The following is a 22,600-nucleotide window of genomic DNA, read 5'->3' as shown; positions in this document are numbered from 1 at the left end:
AGGCTCAAGCCAGTACGGCAGCCCACGCAGAAATCAACAACACCCCCGCCAACACCTGGTTGAACACCCGCAACCGCCGCGGTGCCTGTAACCATCGCGCGCTGCCCACCCCCAGCAGCGCCCACGCCGCCATGCAGGGCAGGGCAATCAGCAAGAACACCAGCGCCAGCTGCCATACCGGCAACGACGGCGCGGCAAACACCCCGACCACCGCCACGGCCATCAACCACACCTTGGGGTTCACCACCTGCAACGAGGCTGCACTGAGTGCACTGAAGCCTTGCGCCGTAGGCGCCTGCAGCGGGGCGGCAGCACTGCGCAGCATCTTCCACGCCAGCCAGCTCAACCACAAAACCCCGGCCCAGCTCATCAACTGCTGGGTCAGCGGGTGGCGCAGCAGTAGTTCACCCAGCCCCAGGCCCACCATCAGCACGATCGCTGCTGCTGCACCGCAGGCCGCCACGATCGGCGCCAGGCTCGCGCGCAGGCCAACGCGGGCGCCATGGGCGAGTATCAACAGGTTGGTCGGCCCCGGGCTGATGCTGGACACCAGGGCAAACAGGATGAAGGGCAACAACGACTGCGACATGATCAAGGGCTCCGGATAAACGAAGCACCATGCTCGCTGCCTGCCGCCTTTCAGTCTGGAAGGTTTGAGCAGCGCCTGCGGTAGTCGGCCGGGGTCAGCTGGTAGGCACGGCGGAACCAGCGCCCCAGGTGGCTCTGGTCGGCAAAGCCCAGGGCCATGGCCACTTCGGTGGGTGTCTGGCCCCGGGCGAGCAGGCGCCGCGCCCGGGCCAGGCGCAGCTGGATCAGATAGGCATGTGGCGCCAGGCCGAATGCGGCCTTGAACGCACGGGTCAGGCGGAAGCGGTCGATGCCACAGGCCTGGGCCAGGTCTTCCAGGCCGATGTCGCGCTCCAGGTTGGCGTGCAGGTAATCCCGTGCGCGCTGCGCGGTCAGCGGCAGGCGCGGGTCCGGGTTCAGGCGCCGGCGCCAGTGCAGGTGGCGGGTCAGGCAGGCCAGCAGGTCGTCCATGGCCGTCTGCCGGACAATGCGCAAGTCCTGGGTATGCACGGCCTGGAAGGTGAGGGCAGTGGCACGCGCCAGGCGCTCATCGTGGCACAAGGTATCGGCGAAGCTGGGCAGGCTGTCGCTTGGCGCGTGTTCGAACAGTGCCCGCAGTTGGCTGTCCACCCAGGTGGGTTCCAGGTACAGGGTCGAATAGGTGAAGCCGTCCTCGGTGGGCGCATGGCCGTCATGGATTTCACCGGGCTCCAGCAGGAACACGTGCCCCGGCGTGCTGCGATGGCGTACTCGTCGGCAATCGAATTGCTGCACACCTTGCTCGGTAACGCCAACCAGGAAGCTGTCGTGCCAGTGCGGGTCGTAGGCATGCCCGATGAAATGCGCGCGGACCGACTCGATGCCGGTGTCGGCGTCTTGCTTGAGGTCGATCCAGTTGCTCATGGGGGCGTGCCGTGGCAGAAATCACTACCTTAGCGCAACGGCCAGGCTCAGTCTGGAACGATTGTGCAGCCGTTGGTCAGTGCCCGGTTACGCAAGGCCTCGAAGCGTTCGCGCAGCCACAGGTGCAGTTGCGCCACCGCGGGCGTGAGCTGCTTGCGGTGCGGGCACACCAGGGTGACCGGGGCGGGCTCACCGAGGTGCTCGGGGAGGATGATTTCCAGCTCGCCGGCCGCGATGTTGGCGCTTACGTCCAGCCACGACTTGTAGACGATGCCTTCGCCCTGCAAGGCCAGGCGGCGGATCACGTCGGCATCGTCGCTGACCAGTGGCCCGCGCACCTGCACGGTGCGGTTGCCCACTCGCCACTTGTCGTAGACCCGGTTGTGCTGCATGTACAGCAGGCAGGCGTGCTGCTGCAGGGCGTCGGGCGTGAGCGGGCGGCCGTGACGGGCCAGGTAGTCGGGCGCGGCCACCAGCACCCGGCGGTTCCAGTCGGCCAGCGGCAGGGCAATGTAGTTGGCGTCCTGGTTGAGGCCATAGCGGATCGCCACATCTACCGGGTCGCGGTTGAGGTCGGCGATCTGGTCGGACAGCAGGAAGCGCAGGTGCAGGGCCGGGTGCTCGCGGCGGAAGGCGCTCAGCCACGGCAGCAGCATGTTGCGGCCCAGGTCGGACGGTGCCGACACCTGCAGGGTACCGCGCAGGGTGTTGGCGTTGCCATGCAGGTCTTCACGCCCCTGGCGCAGGCTCTCCAGCACATTCAGGGCAGTAGGCAGGTACAGCTCGCCTTCGGCAGTCAGGCGCAGGCTGCGGGTGGTGCGGGCGAACAGGCGCACATCCAGGTCGCGCTCCAGGCGCTTGATCGCGGCGGCCACCTGGCCCGGTAGCAGTTCGGCCTCGTGGGCGGCGGCGGTGAAGCTGCCCAGCACGCTGCTGCGGACGAACAGTTCGAGGTCGGCGATGCGCAGCATTTTCACTCCTGGGATGAAAGTGTTGCTGCATTGTGCCGGTTTTTCTTTTCTGCAGGAAAGATAAGATGCCCGGCAAATCCCCTGTTCATTCCCGGAGTTGTTGCATGGATACCGTCTCGCTGGCCAAGCGCCGCTACACCACCAAAGCCTACGATGCCTCGCGCCGTATTCCCCAGGCCACTGTCGATGCCTTGCTCGAACAACTGCGTCACAGCCCGTCCTCGGTCAACTCGCAGCCGTGGCATTTCATCGTTGCCGACAGCGTCGAAGGCAAGGCCCGCCTGGCCAAGAGCACCACAGAGCGCTATGCCTACAATTCGCCGAAGATCCTCGATGCCTCGCATGTGATCGTGTTCTGCACCCGCACCGAAATGACCGAAGCGCACCTGAATGCCGTGCTCGACCAGGAAGCTGCCGATGGCCGCTTCCGCGATGATCAGGCGCGTGCCGGGCAGAACCAGAGCCGCCGGCATTACGTCGACCTGCACCGCTTTGACCAGAAGGACGTGCAGCACTGGATGGAAAAGCAGACCTACCTGGCGCTGGGTACTGCCTTGCTGGGGGCTGCGGCACATGGGCTGGATGCCACGCCGATCGAGGGCTTCGACAGCAAGATTCTCGATGCCGAGCTGGGCTTGCGCGAGCGTGGCTTCACCAGTGTGGTCATTCTCAGCCTGGGCTATCGCAGCGAGACGGACTTCAACGCTGGCTTGAACAAGTCGCGGTTGCCGGCTTCGCAGGTGTTCACCTTCCTGTGAGATTGCCCGGGGCCGCCCTGCGGCCCTTTCGCGGCGCAAGGCCGCTCCCACAGGATGGCATCGCCTTCAAGGCTTTCACAGGCCTCGTGAACTGGCATATGTCCGGCATATGCCGCATACTTGTCGGCAAACGCCGGAAAGGAGAGCGCCATGCTTGCCGAAGTGCTTCGCGACAACAGTTACCACGAGTACCGGGCGCGCCTGCATGCACTGCTGGAAATCCCCGAACTCGCCAGTGACTTCGAAATCCACACCCGCATCACCCATGGCTTCGCTGCCACCTGGCTGGTGAAACTGACCGAACTCGGCGTGTTCACCCCTGTGGAGCGTGACCAGATCATTCCCCTGCGCACGCTGAAAACCCGCATCGAACGTGACCAGCCACTGACCGTGGAAGAAAGCGACCGGCTGTTCCGCTCGGCCCATATCACCGCCATGGCCGAAGCCGTGTTCGGTGAGGCGGGCAAGGCCAAGCGCTGGCTGTCCAAGCCCAAGGAGCGCTTCTCGGGGCTGACGCCGATGCAGATGCTCACCACCCAGCAGGGCACCACTCAGGTCGAAGAGATGTTGCTGCAGATCGCCGAGGGCTTCGGCCTGTGATTCTGTGGCGTATCAGCGCCTATGCAGACTTGAGCGGAACGGGCGGCTTGCGTGTCAGCGGCCGCTGGCACCAGGCGGGTCGGCCAGTGGTGTATGCCGCCACCAGCCCGGCCGGTGCAATGCTGGAGGTGCTCGTGCACCTGGAGATCGACCCTGAGGATTTCCCCACCACCATGCGGCTGCTGCGTATCGAGTTGCCCGACACCGTTTCGCAAGCGCAGTTGCCCGCCTTGCAGCCTGGCTGGTCGAGCCAGACCGAACTGACCCGGGGCCTGGGCAACCGCTTTCTGGATGAGTGCTCGGCATTGCTGTTGCCGGTGCCGAGCGCGATCATGCCCAGCACCACCAATTACCTGTTCAACCCGCGCCATCCGCAGGCAAACAGCGCCAGGCTCGAGGTCGAGGACTTCACCCCGGACAGCCGGCTGTTCTAGGGCCGGTTCACCAAAGTGCCGCTGATGCCGCTGTCAGCACCCGGCCAAACACTTCGAGCGCCTTGTCCACTTCAGCGTCGTTGCTGAAACGCCCGATGCTCAGCCGCACGCTGTTGCGTGCCTGGCGTTCATCCAGCCCCAGCGCGAGCAGCACATGCGAGGCCGCATTGCTCGCCGAGTTGCAGGCCGAGGTGGTCGACAACGCCAGCTCACTGGCCAGCGCCGCGCTGTTGAAACCCTTGCTGTCGATACACAGGTTCAGCGTATGGGGAATGCGCTGGTTGGCGCAGCCGTTGAGGGTGACGCCGGGCAGGGCCAGCAGGCCTTCGCGCAGGCGCCTGGCCAGTTGCTCGAGGCGCAGGTGTTCGCTGTCGCCGGGCTGGCCGGCCAGGGCAAAGGCGCTGCCCATGCCGGCAATCTGGTGGGTCGCCAGGGTGCCGGAGCGCAGGCCTTGCTCATGGCCGCCGCCGTGCATCTGCGCACGCATCAGCGTGCGGGCGCGTGGCCCGACGTAGAGCGCACCGATGCCCTTGGGCCCATACACCTTGTGCGCCGAGAACGACATCAGGTCCACGGCCATGGCGCTCAGGTCGATGGCCAGTTTGCCCACCGCCTGCGCCGCATCCACGTGCAGCAGGGCACCGTGGGCACGTACCTGTTCGCCAATCGCGGCAAAGTCGGTGATCGTGCCCAGTTCATTGTTCACCGCCATCAGCGAAATCAGGCGGGTGTCGGCGCGCAACGCTGCCTGCACCGCCGCAGGCTGAATCAGGCCGACGGCATCCGGTGCCAGGCGGGTAACGGCCCAGCCCTGGCGCTCCAGTTCGGCCACCGTGTCGAGCACGGCCTTGTGTTCCAGTTGGCTGGTGATCAGGTGCCCGGGTTTGCCGAGACCCTGGGCAATGCCCTTGAGCGCCAGGTTGTTGGACTCGGTCGCACCTGAGGTCCAGATCAGTGCATCGGCCTGTGCGCCGACGCGTTCGGCCACTTGCTGGCGGGCCTGCTCCACGGCGTGGCGGGCGGCCTGGCCGAAGGCATGGCCACTGGACGCCGGGTTGCCGAAGTTGGCCTGGCTGCCAAGGCAGGCGAGCATGGTTTCGATGACCCGGTCGTCGACCGGAGTGGTGGCGGCGTAATCGAAGTAGAGCGGGGCGCTGGGCATTGGGGCGGGTCCGTTTCTGTCGCCGTGAAATCGGCGATCGTTGGGGCAAGCGTACCCGCTGTTCGAGAGACATTTTTTCCCTTCCAGCGGCTCTATTCTCAGGATGCGCAATAAAAATTTCTCTTTATTGAACTTTTCCTGGAAAATTTTTCTCCGCATCGCGAGGGGCTCAGCAAAGGCCCCTCGTCAGCCTCTTCAGGCTGGTTCCAAGGCCCTCTCTTCCTCGGCCACCACACGTTCGCACAACTCGGTGATCTGCTCGCGCATCCAGCGGTTGGCCGGGTCCTGATCGGTGCTTTCATGCCAGTACAGGTGCGTTTCCAGCGCAGGCACCTCCACCGGCAGTGGCTGGTAACGCAACTGATGGCGGCGGGCGAAGCGCTCGGGGACGGTCATCGCCATGTCGGTCTGCTGCAACACCTGCGAGGCCATCAGGTAGTGCTGCGAGCGCAAGGCAACCTTGCGCTGCACGCCCATCTTGCCCAGGGCCAGGTCGACATAGCCCAGGCCGTTGCGGCGGCTGGAGATATGGATGTGGGTCATGCCCAGGTAGTTGTCGAGGGTCAGCTTGCTGTCGGCCAGCGGGTGGCCCTGGCGCAGGGCGCAGACATAGCGGTCTTGCATCAGTTTGACGTGGCGTACCTGCGGGTCGGTGTTCAACGGTGCGTCGATGGCGAAGTCCAGGCGGCCGGCGGCGAGTTCCTTGGTGGTCTCGCGGCGCTTGCACAAAAAGCTTTCGATCAGCACCGCCGGCGCCAGGCGGCGCAAGCGCTGGAACAGCGGCGGCAGGATCACCGCTTCGGTCAGGTCGGTCATGCTGATGCGGAAGGTCTTGTTGGCCTGTTGCGGGTTGAAGATGCGGCTTTCCTGCACCGAGGTGCGCAGCAGTGCCAGGGCGTTGCGCACCGGGCCGATGATGTTCTGCGCCATGGGCGTGGGCACCATGCCTTGCGCGGTACGCACGAACAGCGGGTCGTTGAAGGTTTCGCGCAGCCGCGAAAGGGCGTTGGACACTGCCGGCTGGGTGATGCCGACGATCTGCCCGGCGCGGGTCAGGTTGGCTTCGGTGTAGATCGCATCGAACACGATGAACAGGTTGAGGTCGACCTTGCTGAGGTTCATGGGCGCCGCTCTTTGTTGGAATTATGGGCCGATCATATATCGGTTATGAATGTTTATACACGCGGAAAATAGACTAGGTGGATGGGGCCGTGCTGCTCTAGGCTCTGGCCCATGTACTCCGAACCGTGAAGGTAGCCCCGATGGATTTCGCCTATTCGCCCAAGGTCCAGGCACTGCGTGAGCGCGTCAGCGCGTTCATGGACGCCTATGTCTACCCCGCCGAGGCGGTGTTCGAGCGCCAGGTCGCCGAGGGCGACCGCTGGCAGCCCACCGCGATCATGGAAGAACTCAAGGCCAAGGCCCGCGCTGAAGGGCTGTGGAACCTGTTTCTGCCCGAATCGGAATACGGTGCCGGCCTGAGCAACCTGGAATACGCCCCGATGGCAGAAATCATGGGCCGTTCGTTGCTCGGTCCGGAGCCGTTCAACTGTTCGGCGCCAGACACCGGCAACATGGAAGTGCTGGTGCGCTATGGCAGCGAAGCGCAGAAGCGCCAGTGGCTGGAGCCGCTGCTGCGTGGCGAGATCCGATCGGCGTTCGCCATGACCGAACCGGACGTGGCCTCCTCGGATGCCACCAACATGGCCGCCACCGCCGTGCGTGACGGTGACCAATGGGTAATCAACGGCCGCAAGTGGTGGACCTCCGGCGCTTGCGACCCGCGCTGCAAGGTGATGATCTTCATGGGCCTGTCCGACCCAGAAGGGCCACGCCACCAGCAGCACTCGATGGTACTGGTGCCCACCGATACGCCTGGGGTGAAGATTGTCCGCCCGCTGCCGGTGTTCGGCTATGACGATGCTCCCCATGGCCACGCCGAGGTGCTCTTCGAGAACGTGCGGGTGCCGTATGAGAACGTGATCCTGGGTGAGGGCCGTGGCTTCGAGATTGCCCAGGGGCGCCTTGGCCCCGGCCGTATCCACCACTGCATGCGCTCGATCGGCATGGCCGAGCGCGCGCTGGAACTGATGTGCAAGCGCTCGGTGGAGCGTACCGCCTTCGGCCGGCCACTGGCGCGTCTGGGCGGCAACGTCGACAAGATCGCCGACTCGCGCATGGAGATCGACATGGCCCGGCTGCTGACGTTGAAAGCGGCGTACATGATGGACACGGTCGGCAACAAGGTCGCCCGCAGCGAGATTGCGCAGATCAAGGTAGTGGCGCCGAACGTGGCACTGAAGGTGATCGACCGGGCGATCCAGATTCATGGCGGGGCAGGGGTAAGTGGCGATTTCCCGCTGGCTTACATGTACGCCATGCAGCGCACCTTGCGCCTGGCCGACGGACCGGATGAAGTGCACCGGGCGGCGATTGGCAAGTATGAGATTGGCAAGTATGTGCCGGCGGAGATGATGCGTAGCGGGCGGTGATTTTTGCCCGCTTGTTCCGGCCTCTTCGCGGGCTTGCCCGCTCTCATGGAACTGCACATAACTCATTGAATTAGCAGGGGCCCTGTGGGAGCGGCTTTAGCCGCGAACACCGGCGCAGCCGGTGCCATGCACCGCGTTGGATTCTTCGCGGCTAAAGCCGCTCCCACAGGGTACAAGGATCGCTTGCGAGTTCAGTTTTCTGTGCGACAGCGCAGCCCAAAGGGCTGGGCAATCTCCCACAGGTACTGTGCCGCCTCCAAGCTGTGCGCAATACCTGTGGGAGCGGGCAAGCCCGCGAAGAGGCCCTTGAAGGCTCACTCTGGATGGTCAGACCCGCATCTGCGGGTCTTCCTCCTTCTCGCTGACTGTGCGATCGGCATTTGAAGGCTGTCTGGATTGAGTACCCTTGATTTCCGGCTTCTCCCCCCGCGTCTTGACCAGCGAAACCACCACCCCACCCAGCAACAACCCGAACGTCACCCCCAACGACAGCAACGCCGGCACCTTGCCCACCATGCCGTGGTAGAAGATCTTGCAGCCAATGAAGATCAGCACCAGCGCCAGCGCATACTTGAGGTAAACGAACCGGTGCATCAGCGCCGCCAGCGCAAAATACAGCGAGCGCAAGCCGAGGATGGCGAAGATGTTCGAGGTATAGACGATGAACGGGTCCTGGGTGATGGCGAAGATTGCCGGGACGCTGTCGACGGCGAATACCAGGTCGGCCAGTTCGATCAGCACCAGCGCCATGAACAGCGGGGTGGCATGGCGTAGCGCCTTGTGCTGCCCGGGCGGGGTCTGCCGCACGAAGAAGTGCGAGCCGTGGATCTGCTCGGTGACCCGCATGTGCCGGCGCACGAACTTCAGGATCGGGTTGTTGGCCAGGTCGGGGCGGCTGTCCTCCTTCGACAGCGCCATCTTCACCCCGGTAAACAGCAGGAAGGCACCGAAGATATACAGTACCCAGGCGAAGTTCTGCACCAGCGCCGCGCCCACGCCGATCATGATCGCCCGCAGGAACACCACCCCGAGGATGCCCCAGAACAGCACGCGGTGCTGGTAGCGGCGGGGGATGGCGAAATAGCTGAAGATCATCGCCATGACGAACACGTTGTCCATCGACAGCGACTGCTCGACCAGGAAGCCGGTGTAGAACTCCAGCGCCGACTGCGCGCCCAACTGGTACCAGACCCCGGCGCCGAACAGCACGCCGACGCTGAAATAGCCCGAATACAGCAGCAGGCTCTCGCGCATTTCGATTTCCCGGTCGTGGCGGTGCAGCACGCCCAGGTCGAGTACCAGCAAACCGATGACGATGGCCATGAACACCAGCCACAACCAGGTGCTGGTACCGAGGAACGGGGTGGTGAGGAATGTGTGTAGAGCTGTCATGAGCCCCTCCTTGAATGTCGACGTTGCATGGCAACAGTGATCCGACATGGCGGCCTGGCAGCCGTCAGAGGGGCCCGGTATCACATGGGCTTGAGCCTAGACCCGTTTGCCGGTGATGCCGAATGGGGAGCTGTTACATTTCTTTGCCAGGGCGCTGTGTAGGAGCGGCCTTGTGTCGCGAACGGGGTGCGCAGCGCCCCCACGGTCTTGGCATCGCCACAGAATTGCCGGGGCCGCTTTGCGGCCCTTTCGCGACACAAAGACGCTCCTACACCGGTCAGGCCAGAGCAGGCCTACCGTTCAATAAACCCACACTTCCACCCGGCGATTACGCAGTCGCCCTTGCTCCAGTTCGTTCCCTGCCACTGGCAGTTCATCCCCCATCCCCGTCACCTCCAGCACCTCCACGCCATCGCGCGCCAGCTCACGACGCACCGCCTGTGCCCGCAGGCGGGAGAGCAGGGCGGCGCGGCCGGGTGTCTCCTTGGGGTCGCCAAAGCCCACCAGCACCGCCTTGCGCCGCAACTTGCCCGCTTGGCGCAGGTAGTCGGCCACCCGCTGCACATCGCGCAGGGCCTTGTTGTCGAGGCTGGCGCTGCCTTCCTGGAAGCGGAAGTTAACGCTCAACCGCTGCGCCTGCTGGGCCAGGGTGCGATAGCGCGGCGGCATGTCGGCCTGGGGGGCTACAGGTTGGGCCTCGATCTGCTGCGCAACGAAACCCTGCTGAGCGACGATCGCCTGGCCCGCCGGGCTCTGAGCGAAATCGGCCAGGGCCTTGGCCTGGGGCTTGGGGTTGGCCGGCAGGTAGAAGTACAGGCGCCGCGATAGCGGGTAATCCTCGCTGGCCACCAGTGCACGCTCCGGCAGCATGGCCGGCGCGTCACCTTCGGCCACCGCCAGCACCTTGGCCCCATGAACCGCCGCCAGGCTGCTGAAACCGATGGCCTGGCGGTCGGTGCTCACTCGCGCGGCCAACTCGTCGCTGGACTCGAAGCGTTGGGCCTTGGGCGAAAGCTCGCCGTGCTGAGGTTCCAGCACCAGTGCCTTGAAGGTCTCAAAGGTACCGGAGCGGTCGTCACGGGCGTAAAGGTGGATGGCCCCGCCGGCAACACCCAATTGCTCCCAGCGCTGGATCTGCCCGGCAAAGATCTGTGCCAGTTGCCCCGTGGTGAGCTGTGGCAGCGGGTTGTCGGGGTGAACGATGACGGCGACGCCATCCAGGCCGATGACCTGTTCGGCGGCAGCGGCGCGCAGGTCGCCCAAAGCCTGCAGTTGGCTTGCTTCGTTGTCGTTGATTGGCCGCGACGCGGCGGCCAGGTCGGCCTCGCCATGGCCCAGGGCGACGAAGCCGGTGCTGGAACCGTGTGCGGCGATGTCGATGCGCAAAGGCTGGCCACGCGTATCGCGAGCGGTGATGACAGTCTCGTTGGCCAGCTTGCCCGGGTATTGTTCGATGGCGGTAGCTTGCTGTGCGCGCAGTTGCCCTTGCACCAGCGCTGGCAGCAAGGCCGCGCCGATGGTGTTGGAACCTTGCACGCGCAGGTGAGCGGGCTCGGCCAGGGTCGCCAGCGGCAGCAGGGTGAGCAGCAAGACAAGCAGGCGGGGCATGCCGGAAGGCCTATGGCATAGAGATGGCCGGCAGATTACGACAGTGGCGTGATGATAATGTGACGGTGTTGTTCACATCTTGGGTTGTGCGGCGCCTGGTAGATCGAGCGCCGCCCGCGCGGCGCTCGATCTACCAGGCGTCGCAGCACTCAAGATGCTAATGCGCCCCGGCAGACTTGCTCAGGTCACTTTCTGCCCACTCGGTATAGATGCACGCATCCGCCACCGCCCAGCGCACCTTCACGGTATCCCCCGGCTGCATCGGCATGCCCGCCGCCGACAGCGCCTTTACCGTCAGCTCGGTACCGCCCGCGGTCACCACATGGCAGGTCTGGCTTTCGCCCAGGAACAGCACTTCGCCAACCTTGGCACTGACCTCGTTCCAGCCCGCCGGCAGCGGCTCGCGCGCGGCCTGTTCGGCGGTCAGGGCCAAGGCCTTTTCCGGGCGCACCATGATCAGTGCATCCTGCGAGGCGGCCAGGCCCGGGGTCAGGCGGATGGCTACAGGCTGGCCCTCGAAGCTGCCCGCGCCATTGCTGCTGGCCTTGATCCGCAGGAAGTTGGAGTTGCCCAGGAACGACGCGACGAAGGCATTCGGCGGGTTCTGGTACAGGTCGTAACCGGTGCCCAGGCCGACGATCTTGCCATGGCTGAAGATGGCGATGCGCTGGGACAGGCGCATGGCTTCTTCCTGGTCGTGGGTGACGTAGACGATGGTGATGCCCAGGCGCCGGTGCAACTGGCGCAGTTCATCCTGCAGGTCTTCGCGCAGCTTCTTGTCCAGCGCGCCGAGCGGTTCGTCCATCAGCAGGATGCGCGGTTCGTACACCAGCGCCCGGGCGATCGCCACGCGCTGCTGCTGGCCACCGGACATCTGCGACGGCTTGCGGTGGGCGAACTTCTCCAGCTGCACCAGCTTGAGCATGGCGTCGACGCGCTTGCTGGTTTCGCTGGCGCCGAGCTTGCGAATGGCCAGCGGAAAGCCGATGTTGTCGCGCACGTTCAGGTGCGGGAACAGCGAATAGCGCTGGAACACCATGCCAATGTCACGCTTGTGCGGCGGCACGTTGACCAGTGACTGGCCCTCGACCAGGATCTCGCCGCTGCTCGGTGTTTCGAAGCCGGCCAGCATCGACAGGGTGGTGGACTTGCCCGAGCCGCTGGAGCCGAGGAAGGTCAGGAACTCGCCGTCCTGGATTTCCAGGTCGAGGTTGTCCACGGCGGTGAAGTCGCCGTAGTGCTTGTTCAGGCCGCGCAGGCTGACCAGGGTCTTGCCGTGCGCGTTGTCTTTGATCACTGCACTCATTGTTGTTTTCTCCGCGCGCTCAGGCGTTGGCTTCGGTGCGCCGGCGCAAGGCGGCGGCAATGAACATGACAAGCAGCGACAGGCCGATCAGCAGGGTCGAGGCCACGGCGATGACCGGGCTGAGGTCCTGGCGCAGGGTGGTCCACATCTTCACCGGCAGGGTCTGCAGGTCGGGGCTGGCCATCATCACGCTCAGCACCACTTCATCCCACGACACCAGGAAGGCAAACAGGCCGCCGGCGATCATCCCTGGGCGAATGGCCGGGAAGGTCACCTTGAAGATCGCCTGCAGGCGCGAGGCGCCGCAGATCACCGCGGCATCCTCGATCGACTGGTCGAACAGCTTCAGCGAGTTGATGATCGAGATGATGGTGAAGGGCAGGGCGACGATCACGTGGCTGACCACGAAGGCGAACAGCGTGCCGGTGTAGCCGAGCTTGAGGAACAGCGCGTACACCGCCACGGCAATGATCACCAGCGGCACGATCATCGGCATGGTGAACAGCCCGTACAGCAGCTCGCGGCCGGGGAAGCGGCCACGCACCAGGGCAAACGCGGTGGGCAGGCCGAGCAGCACGGCGGCGATGGTGGTCAGCACGGCCACCTTCAGGCTGGCCAGCGCGGCGTCCATCCACTCCGGGTTGGAGAAGAACTGGCCGTACCACTTGAAGGTCCAGCCCGGTGGCGGGAACACCAGCCACTGCGACGAGCCGAACGACAGCAACACGATGAACACCACCGGCAGCAGCAGGAAGGCCGCGATGACCCCGGTGGTCAGGTACAGGCCCGTACGCAGCGGGCGGCCCATGGCATTGGGAGACAGGAGCATGGCGGTTTACCTCGCGTTGCCGACCGGGGATTCCGGCTGCAGCTTCAGGTACAGGTAGAAGAGCACCAGGGTGATCACCACCAGCAGTGCGGCGGCGGCGCTGGCCAGGCCCCAGTTGAGGAACGACTGCACCTGCTGGATGATGAATTCGGGCAGCATCATGTTTTGCGCACCGCCCAGCAGGGCCGGGGTGACGTAGTAACCGAGCGACATCACGAATACCATCAGTGCCCCGGAGAACAGCCCCGAGCGGCACAGCGGCAGGAACACCTTCCAGAAATTGGTCCATGGGCTGGCGCCGCAGATCGAGCCGGCCTGCAGCACCATCGGGTCGATGGCGTGCATGGTCGCCTGCAGCGGCAGCACGATGAACGGGATCATGATGTAGCTCATGCCGATCACCACGCCGGTCAGGTTGTGCACCATTTCCAGCGGGGCATCGATGATACCCATGGCCATCAACGCCTTGTTGATCACCCCCGAGCTCTGCAGCAGCACCAGCCACGAGTAGGTGCGCGCCAGCAGGCTGGTCCACATCGACAGCAGCACGATGTTCAGCAACCAGCGGCCCCAGCCCTTGGGCACCAGGGTAATTGCCCAGGCCAGGGGGAAGCCCAGCAGCACGCTGATCAGGGTGACCACGCCGGCCACCGAGAAGGTGTTGAACAGTACCCGCGCATAAGCCGAGTTGGCGAACAGCTGCTCGTAGTTGCCCAGGCCCGGTGTTGGCTCCAGCACCCCGCGCAGCAACAGGCCGGCCAGCGGGGCAAAGAAGAACAGGCCAAGGAACAGCAGCGCCGGGAGCAAATTGCGGCTGCCTTTCCAGCGCTGGCTCAGGCTGACGCGGCGGGGGGCCGTTCCCGGGGCGCCGGTGCCCGTGGGGGTACCTTGCGCGTTATGCAGGGCGTTGATGGCGACTTTCATTTGACCAACCACTCATTCCAGCGGGCTGCGATGGCCTGGCCGTTCTTGGCCCAGTAGGCGAAGTCGAGGGTGACCTGGTCCTGGGCGTAGGCGGTCGGCAGGTTCTGCGCGAGGTCTTTGTCCAGCTTGGCCACGCTGTCGACGTTCACCGGCGCGTAGGCAGTCTTGTTGGCGAACTCGGCCTGGCCTTCGGCGCTGCTGGCGTTGGCCAGGAACTTCATGGCCGCGTCCTTGTTCTTGGCCCCTTTGGGGATGACCAGGAAGTCGGCCATGACCAGGTTCTGCTTCCAGCTCACGCCCACCGGTGCACCGTCTTGCTGCAGGGCATAGACGCGGCCGTTCCAGAACTGGCCGAGCGAGGCTTCACCCGAGGCCAGCAGTTGCTGCGACTGGGCGCCACCGCCCCACCAGACGATGTCTTTCTTGATGGTGTCGAGCTTCTTGAAGGCGCGGTCCAGGTCCAGCGGGTAAAGCTTGTCGGGGGCTACGCCGTCGGCCAGCAGGGCCAGTTCCAGTACGCCTGGGCTGGGCCATTTGTACAGGGCGCGCTTGCCGGGGTAGGTCTTGGTGTCGAACAGTGCGGTCCAGTCCACCGGTTTGTTGGCACCGAGCTTGCCTTCGTTGTAGCCGAGCACGAAGGAGAAGAAGAACGAGCCGACGCCATGGTCGGAGACGAAGCGCGGGTCGATCTTGTCGCGCTTGATCTGGGTGAAATCGAGGGGTTCGAGCAGGCCTTCGCTGGCGGCACGCAGGGCGAAGTCGGCTTCGACGTCGACCACGTCCCACTGCACGTTGCCGCTCTCGACCATGGCCTTGAGCTTGCCGTAGTCGGTAGGGCCGTCCTGGACGACCTTGATATCGGTGGCTTTGGTGAAGGGTGCGGCCCACGCTTCTTTCTGGGCGTCCTGGGTGGTACCGCCCCAGCTGACGAAGTTCAGGCTGTCGGCGGCCTGGGCGGCCTGACATGCCAGGGTCAGCAGGCTGGCGGACAGCACTGCGGTTACACGTTTGCTCAACAGCATGGTTACGCCCTCGTTGCTTTTGTTATTCGAGGCGGGGCTTGTGGTGCGCCCGCCAACAGTGTTCGGGGAGCAGCTAAAACAAAGTGTCTTGTGGCCGTTTTTTGATTGTAGGTGCCGGCCTGCAGATTCAAGGTCTACGGGATATCATATTATGGTATTCCAAACTTTTGGCAAGAGGTATGAGGCTACCGGCCATCACTCCGTCCTCTGCAATTTGCCGCGAACCTTTGTAGGAGCGGCCTTGTGTCGCGAAAGGGCCGCAAAGCGGCCCCCGGATTTCAGCGTCGACACATGAATTGTCGGGGCCGCTTCGCGGCCCTTTCGCGACACAAGGCCGCTCCTACAGGGGCCTGTATCAGCTCGCCAGTCCGGGCTCGAAGGAGATGCTTTGCACGACCTCCAGCTCATACCCCGCCAGCCCCGCGTATTTCAGCGGCGGGCCCAGGTGGCGCAGCTTGCCCACGCCCAGGTCCTGCAGGATCTGCGCGCCTGTACCCACCTCCGAGTACACCTTCGATTGCCCACGCTGGTAAGGCCGCACCGGCTGGGTCAGCTGCGGCACGCGCTCCAGCAGCGCCTGCGAGGACTCATGGTTGGCCAGGATCACCACCACGCCGGCGCCTTCCTCGGCCACTTTCTGCAGCGCCGCCCACAGCGTCCAGTTGGCAGGGCCGGCGTATTCGGCGCCGACCAGGTCGCGCAGCGGGTCGATCACGTGCACCCGCACCAGGGTCGGCTGCTCGCGGCGGATATCGCCCATGACCATGGCCATGTGTACGCCGCCTTCGATGCGGTCTTCGTAGGTGACCAGGCGGAAGGTGCCGTGCACGGTCGGCAGTTCGCGTTCGCCGATGCGCTTGATGGTCTGCTCGGTGCTCAGGCGGTAGTGGATGAGGTCGGCGATGGTACCGATCTTGATGCCATGCCGGGCAGCGAACACCTCCAGGTCCGGGCGACGGGCCATGGTGCCGTCGTCGTTGAGCACTTCGACGATCACCGACGCCGGGGTGAACCCGGCCAGGCGCGCGAGGTCGCAGCCGGCTTCGGTGTGGCCGGCGCGGGTCAGCACCCCGCCTTCGCGGGCACGCAGGGGGAAGATGTGGCCGGGTTGCACCAGGTCTTCGGGGCGGGCGTCGGGGGCCATGGCCGCCGCCACGGTACGCGCCCGGTCGGCAGCGGAAATACCGGTGGTAACGCCCGTGGCCGCCTCGATCGACACGGTGAAGGCGGTGCTGAACACGCTGCCGTTGGCCGGCACCATCTGCTCCAGGCCCAGGCGTTGGCAGTGATCGTCGGTCAGGGTCAGGCAGATCAGCCCGCGCGCTTCACGGGCCATGAAGTTGATGGCCTGGGCGTCGCAACGCTCGGCGGCGATCAGCAGGTCGCCTTCGTTTTCCCGGTCCTCGTCATCCACCAGCAGGACCATCTTGCCTTGCCGGTAGTCCTCGAGAAGTTCTTCGATGGTGTTGAAAGCCATGTTGCACGCTCACTGTGGCGGGGTGATGATTATGGTATACCATCATACACAAATATCGCCGTAACAGGAGAGCAACGCATGAAGGCCTATTGGATCGCCCATGTGGACGTGACCGACCCCGAGCAATACCAGCAGTACACCCAGCGCGCCCCGGCTGCCTTCAAGGCATTCGGCGGCCGTTTCCTGGCCCGTGGCGGGCGTAGCGAGGCGATGGAAGGGCGGCCTACCCCTCAGCGTAGCGTGGTGATCGAGTTCGATTCGTACGAGCAGGCGCTGACGTGTTACCGGTCCGAGCTGTACCAGGAGGCTTGCAGCCATCGCCAGGGGGTGGCGAAGGCTGAGGTGATCATCGTCGAAGGGTTCGAGCCCTGAGTTGAACTTGCGGCCTCTTCGCGGGTAAACCCGCTCCCACAGGTACGCCACAGATTTCGAAGACTGTGGCGTACCTGTGGGAGCGGGTTTACCCGCGAAAGGGCCGGACCTGCCTTATGGCATGCCAGGCAATTCATGCGGCCGCAGGTCGAACACCAGCACCTCGGCATCCACCCCGTTGCTTAGCTCCAGCACCTGTTCCTGCCTCACCCGCACCCCGTCCCCTTCGTTCAGCACTTGCCCATTGAGCTCGATGCTGCCCCGGGCCACATGCACATAGGCATGGCGGTTTTCCGGCAAGGTCAGGGTGGCACGCTCGTCACCGTCGAACAGGCCGGCATACACCCGCGCATTCTGCCGTACCTGCAACGACCCCTCGGCGCCATCCGGCGAAATGATCAGGCGCAGCTTGCCGCGCTTTTCCTCGGCACTGAAATGCTGTTGCTGGTAACGCGGCGTTGCGCCTTGCACGTTCGGTACGATCCAGATCTGCAGGAAGTGCACCGGCTGCACCTGGCTGTGGTTGAACTCGCTGTGGGCCACGCCGTGGCCAGCGCTCATCAGCTGCACATCGCCCGGGCGGATCACCGAGCCGGTGCCCAGCGTGTCCTTGTGCTCCAGCGCGCCTTCCAGCACGTAGGAGAAAATCTCCATGTCGCGGTGCGGGTGTTGACCAAAGCCCTTGCCGGGTATGACGCGATCGTCGTTGATCACCAGCAGGTCCGAGAAACCTTGCTCGTCGGGGTTGCGGTAGTGGCCGAAGGAGAAGGTGTGGAACGATTTCAGCCAGCCATGAAAGGCCAGGCCGCGGTCTTTGGCGTTACGGACGGTGAGCATGGTGATTCTCCTTGAATGCCGGGGCCGGGAGGGCTGCCGTGCTGTCTATGGAGATAACTTTACTGTCACCTATTTCTTTAAAAAATAGTGTCTGAAAGGAATGACTGTCTTGTAATTCGTGACAGTTGCCTCAGGTTTTTGTAGGGCAATTCTGAGTTTTCCGCCGCTCGGTCTCTTTCTGTTTTGCCGGTGATAGCGTCGGGATTTCCATACAGGGAGTTGCTCATGACACGCATATCGATACATGGCAAAGGACAGGCACTCGATGGCGACCTCACCACCACCGGGGCGCTCTGCATAGCCAGCAGTACCAATTATCGGGGGAACGACCAGCGTGCTCTGCGCCTGGGGGACACCACGACAGAGTGCCCGGAATGCAAGAAGCCCGGTGTAATCGCTGAAGGGCTGCCTTTCTTCAAAATCGAAGGTAAACCAGCCGTGGTAGATGGGGCGATGGTCAAGTGTGGCTGTCCAGAGGGCAGTAACCGTGTCATGGCTACTGGAGGACCTGGATTAGCGGCAAGCCCCTCGGCGGCTCAGCAGGCAAGCCAGTCGGCAACATCAGGTCAAGCCGGCTCCATTTCACCCATCAAAACTTCGCTAGCAGAAAAGAAGCCGCAGCCTGTGATCTGCAAAGATCCTGACCTGATGGAACAGGTGGCCAGATTTATCGCCGGGGAAATGAACCGCAACATCACACATCCATCCGTAGTGAAAATGAAGAAGCTAACCAGCTTTGACGCGACAGAGGAACATGCAAAATTTCGAAAGCTTCCTTGGTACGCACGTCTTTTACCGCCTGACTTTCAAGCAATGATGGTTGGCAACACTGCTGCCGCGATGGCGCTTTGGACAGAGCGGGTGGGTCAGAACAGACCATGGGATCACAAGGTGGCGATTGCACAACGGTTCGGCAGGGTTTGGCATAAGCAAGGTGAAGTCGACTACTACTACGACATCTGGTCGAACATCCACTATGGCTATGTAGGACGGGCGGGGGGCCTTTCAGAAAGTGTTCTTCTGGATGGTGCCGGGCTTGAGCAGATTGCATCAGACAGCATTCGGAAGGTTCAAGATTGGGATGAACAAGATGGGCCTCGTCGCTACGCAGACATCGACGGGATGCGGGCTTGGGATGATATAGGCGATCATGTCTCCATCAGTATTGGCATCAAACTGTATACGCAGCACCCAAACGGTGGGATTACGGCAAAGGTGCTCATGGAAGAGGTATTAGCATTGCCACTGTCAAGCTGGGGAGGTAGCGTACGTGATCATGTCTGCAACTAAACCGAAACGGCATCTCTGGCGCTGGGTGGTTGCGATAATGCTCGCCCCAATCGTCTTTTGGTATGTCGCCACACCCTGGGTAAGTTTTCATTTTTCTGACAAAGGCCAGGGGCGTCTTGGCTACATCCTGAATGTCCAGCACGATATATCAAAAGGTGAGATCTACCCAGGTGAAACCACCGGCGGCCCCGGTCACATCTTCCCGAACGACCAATTTTTCATGCAGCTCGATTGGAACAACCGTGGAAAGTGGCACTGCATTCGGGCCAAACCCAAGTGGCCCAGGATCGATATTTACATCGGGGCGGACGGTGCCATCGATAGCCGCACCGATGGCAGATTCATTGAAGCCTGCGGGCCATTTCCGCAATAGAAGCAAAAGACCCGCCTAGGCGGGTCTTTTGCTTATCGACTCACTGCAGATGCACTTTAAGTTCGGTACCCGCCTGCCTCATCGCCGCCTTCACCGCCGGCACCTGGCTCAACGGGTTCAACAGCCCATAGTCATGAATCATCCCGTTGTAGCGCACCGAGGTCACGGTCACGCCGGCCGCATTCAGCTTGCGGGCATACGCTTCACCCTCATCGCGCAGCACATCGAATTCGGCGGTCTGCACCAGTGCTGGCGGCAACCCTTTCAGCTGTTCACTGCTGGCCCGCAGCGGCGAGGCGTAGATTTGGTCCCGTGCCTTGGCATCGGTGGTGTAGTTGTCCCAGAACCATTTCATCATCCCGGTGGTCAGGAAGTGCCCTTCGGCAAACTGTTTGTACGATGCCGTCTCGAAGCTGGCGTCGGTCACCGGCCACAGCAGCAACTGGAAGCGCAGGGCAGGGGTGCCGGCTTCTTTGGCCTTGAGTGCTACCACCGCAGCCATGTTACCGCCCACGCTGTTGCCGGCTACGGCCAGACGTTTGCCGTCAACGCCGATTTCCTTGCCATGCTCGGCCACCCAGCGGGTGGCGGCATAGGCCTGGTTGATCGCCGTCGGGTAGTGCGCTTCTGGCGAGGGGGTGTAGTCCACATAAACCGCCACCGCACCGGAGCCGACCACCAGGTCGCGGATCAGTCGCTGGTGGGTAGGGAAGTCGCCGAGTACCCAGCCGCCACCATGGAAGAACATGAACACCGGCAGGTCACCCTGCACATTGGCCGGGCGTACCACTTGCAGCTTGATCGACTTGCCGTTGGCCTGGATGGTGCGTTCCTTCACCTCGATACCCGACAGATCGACCTTGACCGAGGCCTGGGCACCGGTCAGCACCGCGCGGGCGTCTTTCGGGCTGAGCTGCTCCAGTGGCTTGCCGCCGCCTTGTTCCAGGGCTTCGAGGAAGGCCTGGGTGTGCTGTTCGATACCTGGGCTGCCAGCAGCGAAGGCGTTGGAAACGGACAGGGCCAGAAGGGAAGCGGTAAGGGTTTTGTGGACAATGTTCATGAGCGAATCCTTTTCTGTTGAATGTTGGTAATGGGCGTCTTGCCTGGCCTTCAGGGCCATCGCTGCGACTTGTGCGTAGATTAGGGAGATGCGCTGATGGGAAAAAGCCGCTATAAAGCGTTTGACTGTCACCAAGAGCGAGACAATGAACCCTTACGAAGACATGCGCATCTTTGCCCAGGTCATGGAGGCCGGCAGTTTCACTGCGGCCGCCGACCGCCTGGGGATGTCCAAGCAGTCGGTCAGCCGGCGCCTGATGCAGCTTGAGGAGCGCCTGGGCGTGCGCCTGCTCAATCGCTCCACCCGGCGCCTGGACGCCACGCCGCTGGGCCAGCACTACTACCAGTCGGCGCTGCGCCTGCTCGGCGAAGTGCAGCAGGTGGAGCACGACATCAGCGGCCAGGCCCAGGCCTTGCGTGGCACCTTGCGCCTGAGTGCGCCGCTGTCGTTCGCCATGGCGCACCTGGGCTGCCTGCTGACCGAGTTCCTGCAGTTGCACCCGCAGGTGGATGTGGAAGTGGACTTGAGCGACCGCGCTGTTGACCTGATCGGCGAGGGCTATGACCTGGCGCTACGGATTGGTGCGCTGGAGGACTCCAGCCTGATTGCGCGGCGCATTGCCAGTGTCGAGCGGGTGTATTGCGCGAGCCCGGCGTACCTGGAAGCGCGGGGCGTGCCGGCCAGGCCGGAGCAGTTGGCTGGGCATGATTGTCTGCCATATGGGCATTCGCGGCAGGTGCAGTGGCAGTTCAGCCAGGGCGGCAAGGCACAGGCGATCCAGGTGGCCGGGCGGATGCGGGCGAACAATGGCGAGCTGCTCAGGGATGCGGCGATTGCCGGGATGGGGGTGACTTATCTGCCAACCTTCATCGTGGGCCAGGCGCTGGCGGATGGGCGGCTGGTGACGGTGCTGGATGAGTGGCGACCGCCGGCGCTGCAGCTGTCGGCGGTGTACCCGCAGCACCGACAGGTGGCGCGGCCGGTGCAGGGTTTTGTGAACTTCCTGCGCGATCGGTTGGTGCAGCTCTGACCTTCGGTACCGAGTGAGCTTCTTCGCGGGCACGCCCGCTCCCACAGGTACTCCCCAGCCCCCAAGCCTTGTGATGACCCTGTGGGAGCGGGCATGCCCGCGAACACCGGCGCAGCCGGTGCCAGCCACCGCGCTGGCTTCTTCGCGGGTGAACCCGCTCCCACAGGTACCCCGCAGCACCCAAGCCTTGTGATGAGCCTGTGGGAGCGTGCCCGCGAACACCGGCGCAGCCGGTGCCAGCCACCGCGCTGGCTTCTTCGCGGGTGAACCCGCTCCCACAGGTACCCCGCAGCCCCCAGCCCAGTGATGACCCTGTGGGAGCGGGCGTGTCCGCGAACACCGGCGCAGCCGGTGCCAGCCACCGCGTTGGCTTCTTCGCGGGTGAACCCGCTCCCACAGGTACCCCGCAGCCCCCAGCCCAGTGATGGCCCTGTGGGAGCGGGCGTGCCCGCGAACACCGGCGCAGCCGGTGCCAGCCACCGCGTTGGCTTCTTCGCGGGCCTTCCCGCTCCCACAGGTACTCCACAGCCCCCAGCCCAGTGATGACCCTGTGGGAGCGGGTTTACCCGCGAAGAGGCCGGTACAGGTCAATGCATCAGTTCATCCACCCCGACCCACCCACCATCGAACTCATCCATGGCATCCAGCACCGCTTCACGGAAATACGCCAGCGACGCCCGATCAAACAGCAACTGCAACGCCGGCCTCTCATCGCTCCCCACATTCAGCACGATCACGTTGATCCGCGCCGCCGAGGTCTGCGCCACCGCTCCAACGGGAAATGCCTGGGCGCGCAAGTCCACCCCGCACAACTTGGCCATCACCGCGCTGCAATACTCCCCGGACAGCTGCAGCCAGGCATGGCTATCCTGGCGCGGCAGCAGGTAGTTGCGCCGGGCATCCTGCACCCACCCGGCCTCTTCGCCAGCCACCCGTGCACCGCCGTCCGCCAGGCTGCCCAACAGCAGGTACTCGGTCTGCGACAAGCGCGCTACCCAGCCACCGTCTTGCTGGCGCACGGCCTGGTTGGGTAGCGACGGCAAGCGGTAGCCACGCGCCTGCAGGCAAGCGGCACTGTCGCCCCCTCGAAACCCGACCCGTGCCAGATCGGTCAGGTCAGTCAACGCGCAGTTGTGCAACAGCTCGGCCCGCGGGCTGCGTGGAATAAGAGCTTCGGCTTGCAAACTGGTCAT

Annotated in this window: 23 protein-coding genes; 8 read left to right on the top strand and 15 right to left on the bottom strand. The window is 63.8% G+C overall.

The annotated features are described in order from the left end of the window. Positions 1 to 4: 4 nt before the first annotated feature. Genes ABNP31_RS16130 through ABNP31_RS16120 form a run of 3 tightly spaced genes read right to left on the bottom strand, consistent with a single transcriptional unit; the run spans position 5 to position 2,441 of the window. Complete coding sequence (locus ABNP31_RS16130; protein ID WP_085665190.1) at positions 5 to 589, bottom strand: LysE family translocator; 585 nt, start codon at positions 587 to 589, stop codon at positions 5 to 7. Positions 590 to 639: 50 nt separating this feature from the next. Beyond that, positions 640 to 1,470 carry an AraC family transcriptional regulator gene (locus ABNP31_RS16125; RefSeq protein WP_350012523.1) on the bottom strand — a complete coding sequence of 277 codons (831 nt, stop codon included), beginning with the start codon at positions 1,468 to 1,470 and terminating at the stop codon, positions 640 to 642. A gap of 47 nt (positions 1,471 to 1,517) precedes the next feature. After that, positions 1,518 to 2,441: a LysR family transcriptional regulator gene (locus ABNP31_RS16120; RefSeq protein WP_085615136.1), complete on the bottom strand. Its 924-nt coding sequence runs from the start codon at positions 2,439 to 2,441 to the stop codon at positions 1,518 to 1,520. Positions 2,442 to 2,545: 104 nt separating this feature from the next. On the opposite strand from ABNP31_RS16120, the gene nfsB reads away from it, so the two are divergent. The 3 genes from nfsB to ABNP31_RS16105 all read left to right on the top strand — a co-directional run bounded on the left by nfsB (position 2,546) and on the right by ABNP31_RS16105 (position 4,233). Beyond that, complete coding sequence (nfsB, locus tag ABNP31_RS16115; RefSeq protein WP_085665187.1) at positions 2,546 to 3,199, top strand: oxygen-insensitive NAD(P)H nitroreductase; 654 nt, start codon at positions 2,546 to 2,548, stop codon at positions 3,197 to 3,199. Between the two features lie 150 nt (positions 3,200 to 3,349). Then, positions 3,350 to 3,799 carry an antitoxin Xre/MbcA/ParS toxin-binding domain-containing protein gene (locus ABNP31_RS16110; RefSeq protein WP_350012522.1) on the top strand — a complete coding sequence of 150 codons (450 nt, stop codon included), beginning with the start codon at positions 3,350 to 3,352 and terminating at the stop codon, positions 3,797 to 3,799. Beyond that, positions 3,796 to 4,233, top strand: coding sequence for an RES family NAD+ phosphorylase (locus ABNP31_RS16105; RefSeq protein WP_015270851.1), 438 nt, complete (start codon positions 3,796 to 3,798; stop codon positions 4,231 to 4,233). The genes ABNP31_RS16110 and ABNP31_RS16105 overlap by 4 nt, the downstream gene beginning before the upstream one ends. Before the next feature lie 7 nt (positions 4,234 to 4,240). On the opposite strand, the gene ABNP31_RS16100 is transcribed toward ABNP31_RS16105, so the two are convergent. Together ABNP31_RS16100 and ABNP31_RS16095 are read right to left on the bottom strand one after the other, a co-directional pair. Further along, positions 4,241 to 5,395 carry a cysteine desulfurase family protein gene (locus tag ABNP31_RS16100; RefSeq protein WP_085665186.1) on the bottom strand — a complete coding sequence of 385 codons (1,155 nt, stop codon included), beginning with the start codon at positions 5,393 to 5,395 and terminating at the stop codon, positions 4,241 to 4,243. 195 nt (positions 5,396 to 5,590) lie between these two features. Then, positions 5,591 to 6,517 carry a LysR family transcriptional regulator gene (locus ABNP31_RS16095; protein WP_013973160.1) on the bottom strand — a complete coding sequence of 309 codons (927 nt, stop codon included), beginning with the start codon at positions 6,515 to 6,517 and terminating at the stop codon, positions 5,591 to 5,593. Between the two features lie 140 nt (positions 6,518 to 6,657). Between ABNP31_RS16095 and ABNP31_RS16090 the strand changes: the two genes are divergently transcribed. Then, positions 6,658 to 7,887: an acyl-CoA dehydrogenase gene (locus ABNP31_RS16090; protein ID WP_350012521.1), complete on the top strand. Its 1,230-nt coding sequence runs from the start codon at positions 6,658 to 6,660 to the stop codon at positions 7,885 to 7,887. 327 nt (positions 7,888 to 8,214) lie between these two features. Here the strand turns inward: ABNP31_RS16090 and ABNP31_RS16085 are convergent, their stop codons facing one another. From ABNP31_RS16085 to ribBA, 7 genes are all read right to left on the bottom strand, one after another. After that, the gene (locus tag ABNP31_RS16085; RefSeq protein WP_238066529.1) at positions 8,215 to 9,279 is read right to left on the bottom strand and encodes a TerC family protein; all 1,065 of its coding nucleotides are present in this window, start codon (positions 9,277 to 9,279) and stop codon (positions 8,215 to 8,217) included. A 300-nt stretch (positions 9,280 to 9,579) separates the two neighbouring features. Continuing rightward, the gene (locus ABNP31_RS16080) at positions 9,580 to 10,887 is read right to left on the bottom strand and encodes a substrate-binding domain-containing protein (protein WP_274120601.1); all 1,308 of its coding nucleotides are present in this window, start codon (positions 10,885 to 10,887) and stop codon (positions 9,580 to 9,582) included. Positions 10,888 to 11,044: 157 nt separating this feature from the next. Continuing rightward, a complete protein-coding gene (locus ABNP31_RS16075) occupies positions 11,045 to 12,193 on the bottom strand; it encodes an ABC transporter ATP-binding protein (protein WP_075045597.1) in 1,149 nt (382 codons plus the stop codon). Positions 12,194 to 12,212: 19 nt separating this feature from the next. Then, complete coding sequence (locus tag ABNP31_RS16070; RefSeq protein ID WP_015270845.1) at positions 12,213 to 13,022, bottom strand: ABC transporter permease; 810 nt, start codon at positions 13,020 to 13,022, stop codon at positions 12,213 to 12,215. Between the two features lie 6 nt (positions 13,023 to 13,028). After that, positions 13,029 to 13,946 (bottom strand): ABC transporter permease, encoded by a 918-nt coding sequence (locus tag ABNP31_RS16065; protein ID WP_350012520.1) that lies wholly within the window; start codon positions 13,944 to 13,946, stop codon positions 13,029 to 13,031. After that, complete coding sequence (locus ABNP31_RS16060) at positions 13,943 to 14,968, bottom strand: ABC transporter substrate-binding protein (RefSeq protein ID WP_025339643.1); 1,026 nt, start codon at positions 14,966 to 14,968, stop codon at positions 13,943 to 13,945. Before ABNP31_RS16060 ends, ABNP31_RS16065 begins: the two co-directional genes overlap by 4 nt. A 355-nt stretch (positions 14,969 to 15,323) precedes the next feature. Further along, positions 15,324 to 16,445 (bottom strand): bifunctional 3,4-dihydroxy-2-butanone-4-phosphate synthase/GTP cyclohydrolase II, encoded by a 1,122-nt coding sequence (gene ribBA, locus ABNP31_RS16055; protein WP_085665181.1) that lies wholly within the window; start codon positions 16,443 to 16,445, stop codon positions 15,324 to 15,326. A gap of 78 nt (positions 16,446 to 16,523) precedes the next feature. Here ribBA and ABNP31_RS16050 point away from each other — a divergent pair, with 78 nt between their 5' ends. Further along, the gene (locus ABNP31_RS16050; RefSeq protein WP_085665180.1) at positions 16,524 to 16,817 is read left to right on the top strand and encodes a DUF1330 domain-containing protein; all 294 of its coding nucleotides are present in this window, start codon (positions 16,524 to 16,526) and stop codon (positions 16,815 to 16,817) included. A gap of 114 nt (positions 16,818 to 16,931) precedes the next feature. Here the strand turns inward: ABNP31_RS16050 and ABNP31_RS16045 are convergent, their stop codons facing one another. Next, positions 16,932 to 17,654 (bottom strand): pirin family protein, encoded by a 723-nt coding sequence (locus ABNP31_RS16045; RefSeq protein ID WP_085665179.1) that lies wholly within the window; start codon positions 17,652 to 17,654, stop codon positions 16,932 to 16,934. A gap of 225 nt (positions 17,655 to 17,879) precedes the next feature. Between ABNP31_RS16045 and ABNP31_RS16040 the strand changes: the two genes are divergently transcribed. Together ABNP31_RS16040 and ABNP31_RS16035 are read left to right on the top strand one after the other, a co-directional pair. After that, entirely contained in the window at positions 17,880 to 18,944 is a 1,065-nt protein-coding gene (locus ABNP31_RS16040; protein ID WP_350012519.1) for a polymorphic toxin type 44 domain-containing protein, read from the top strand. Next, the gene (locus tag ABNP31_RS16035; protein WP_236222574.1) at positions 18,931 to 19,317 is read left to right on the top strand and encodes a hypothetical protein; all 387 of its coding nucleotides are present in this window, start codon (positions 18,931 to 18,933) and stop codon (positions 19,315 to 19,317) included. The genes ABNP31_RS16040 and ABNP31_RS16035 overlap by 14 nt, the downstream gene beginning before the upstream one ends. 40 nt (positions 19,318 to 19,357) lie before the next feature. Here ABNP31_RS16035 and ABNP31_RS16030 read toward each other — a convergent pair whose 3' ends face one another. Then, positions 19,358 to 20,377: an alpha/beta hydrolase gene (locus tag ABNP31_RS16030; RefSeq protein ID WP_350012518.1), complete on the bottom strand. Its 1,020-nt coding sequence runs from the start codon at positions 20,375 to 20,377 to the stop codon at positions 19,358 to 19,360. Between the two features lie 145 nt (positions 20,378 to 20,522). Between ABNP31_RS16030 and ABNP31_RS16025 the strand changes: the two genes are divergently transcribed. Next, a complete protein-coding gene (locus ABNP31_RS16025; protein WP_085615154.1) occupies positions 20,523 to 21,407 on the top strand; it encodes a LysR family transcriptional regulator in 885 nt (294 codons plus the stop codon). Positions 21,408 to 21,994: 587 nt separating this feature from the next. Here the strand turns inward: ABNP31_RS16025 and ABNP31_RS16020 are convergent. After that, the gene (locus tag ABNP31_RS16020; protein ID WP_350012517.1) at positions 21,995 to 22,600 is read right to left on the bottom strand and encodes a sarcosine oxidase; all 606 of its coding nucleotides are present in this window, start codon (positions 22,598 to 22,600) and stop codon (positions 21,995 to 21,997) included.

This window comes from Pseudomonas asiatica (assembly GCF_040214835.1).
Lineage (GTDB): Bacteria > Pseudomonadota > Gammaproteobacteria > Pseudomonadales > Pseudomonadaceae > Aquipseudomonas > Aquipseudomonas putida_Z.
The sequence above is the reverse complement of the archived record's forward strand: the minus strand, read 5'-3'. Positions and strand labels throughout refer to the sequence as shown.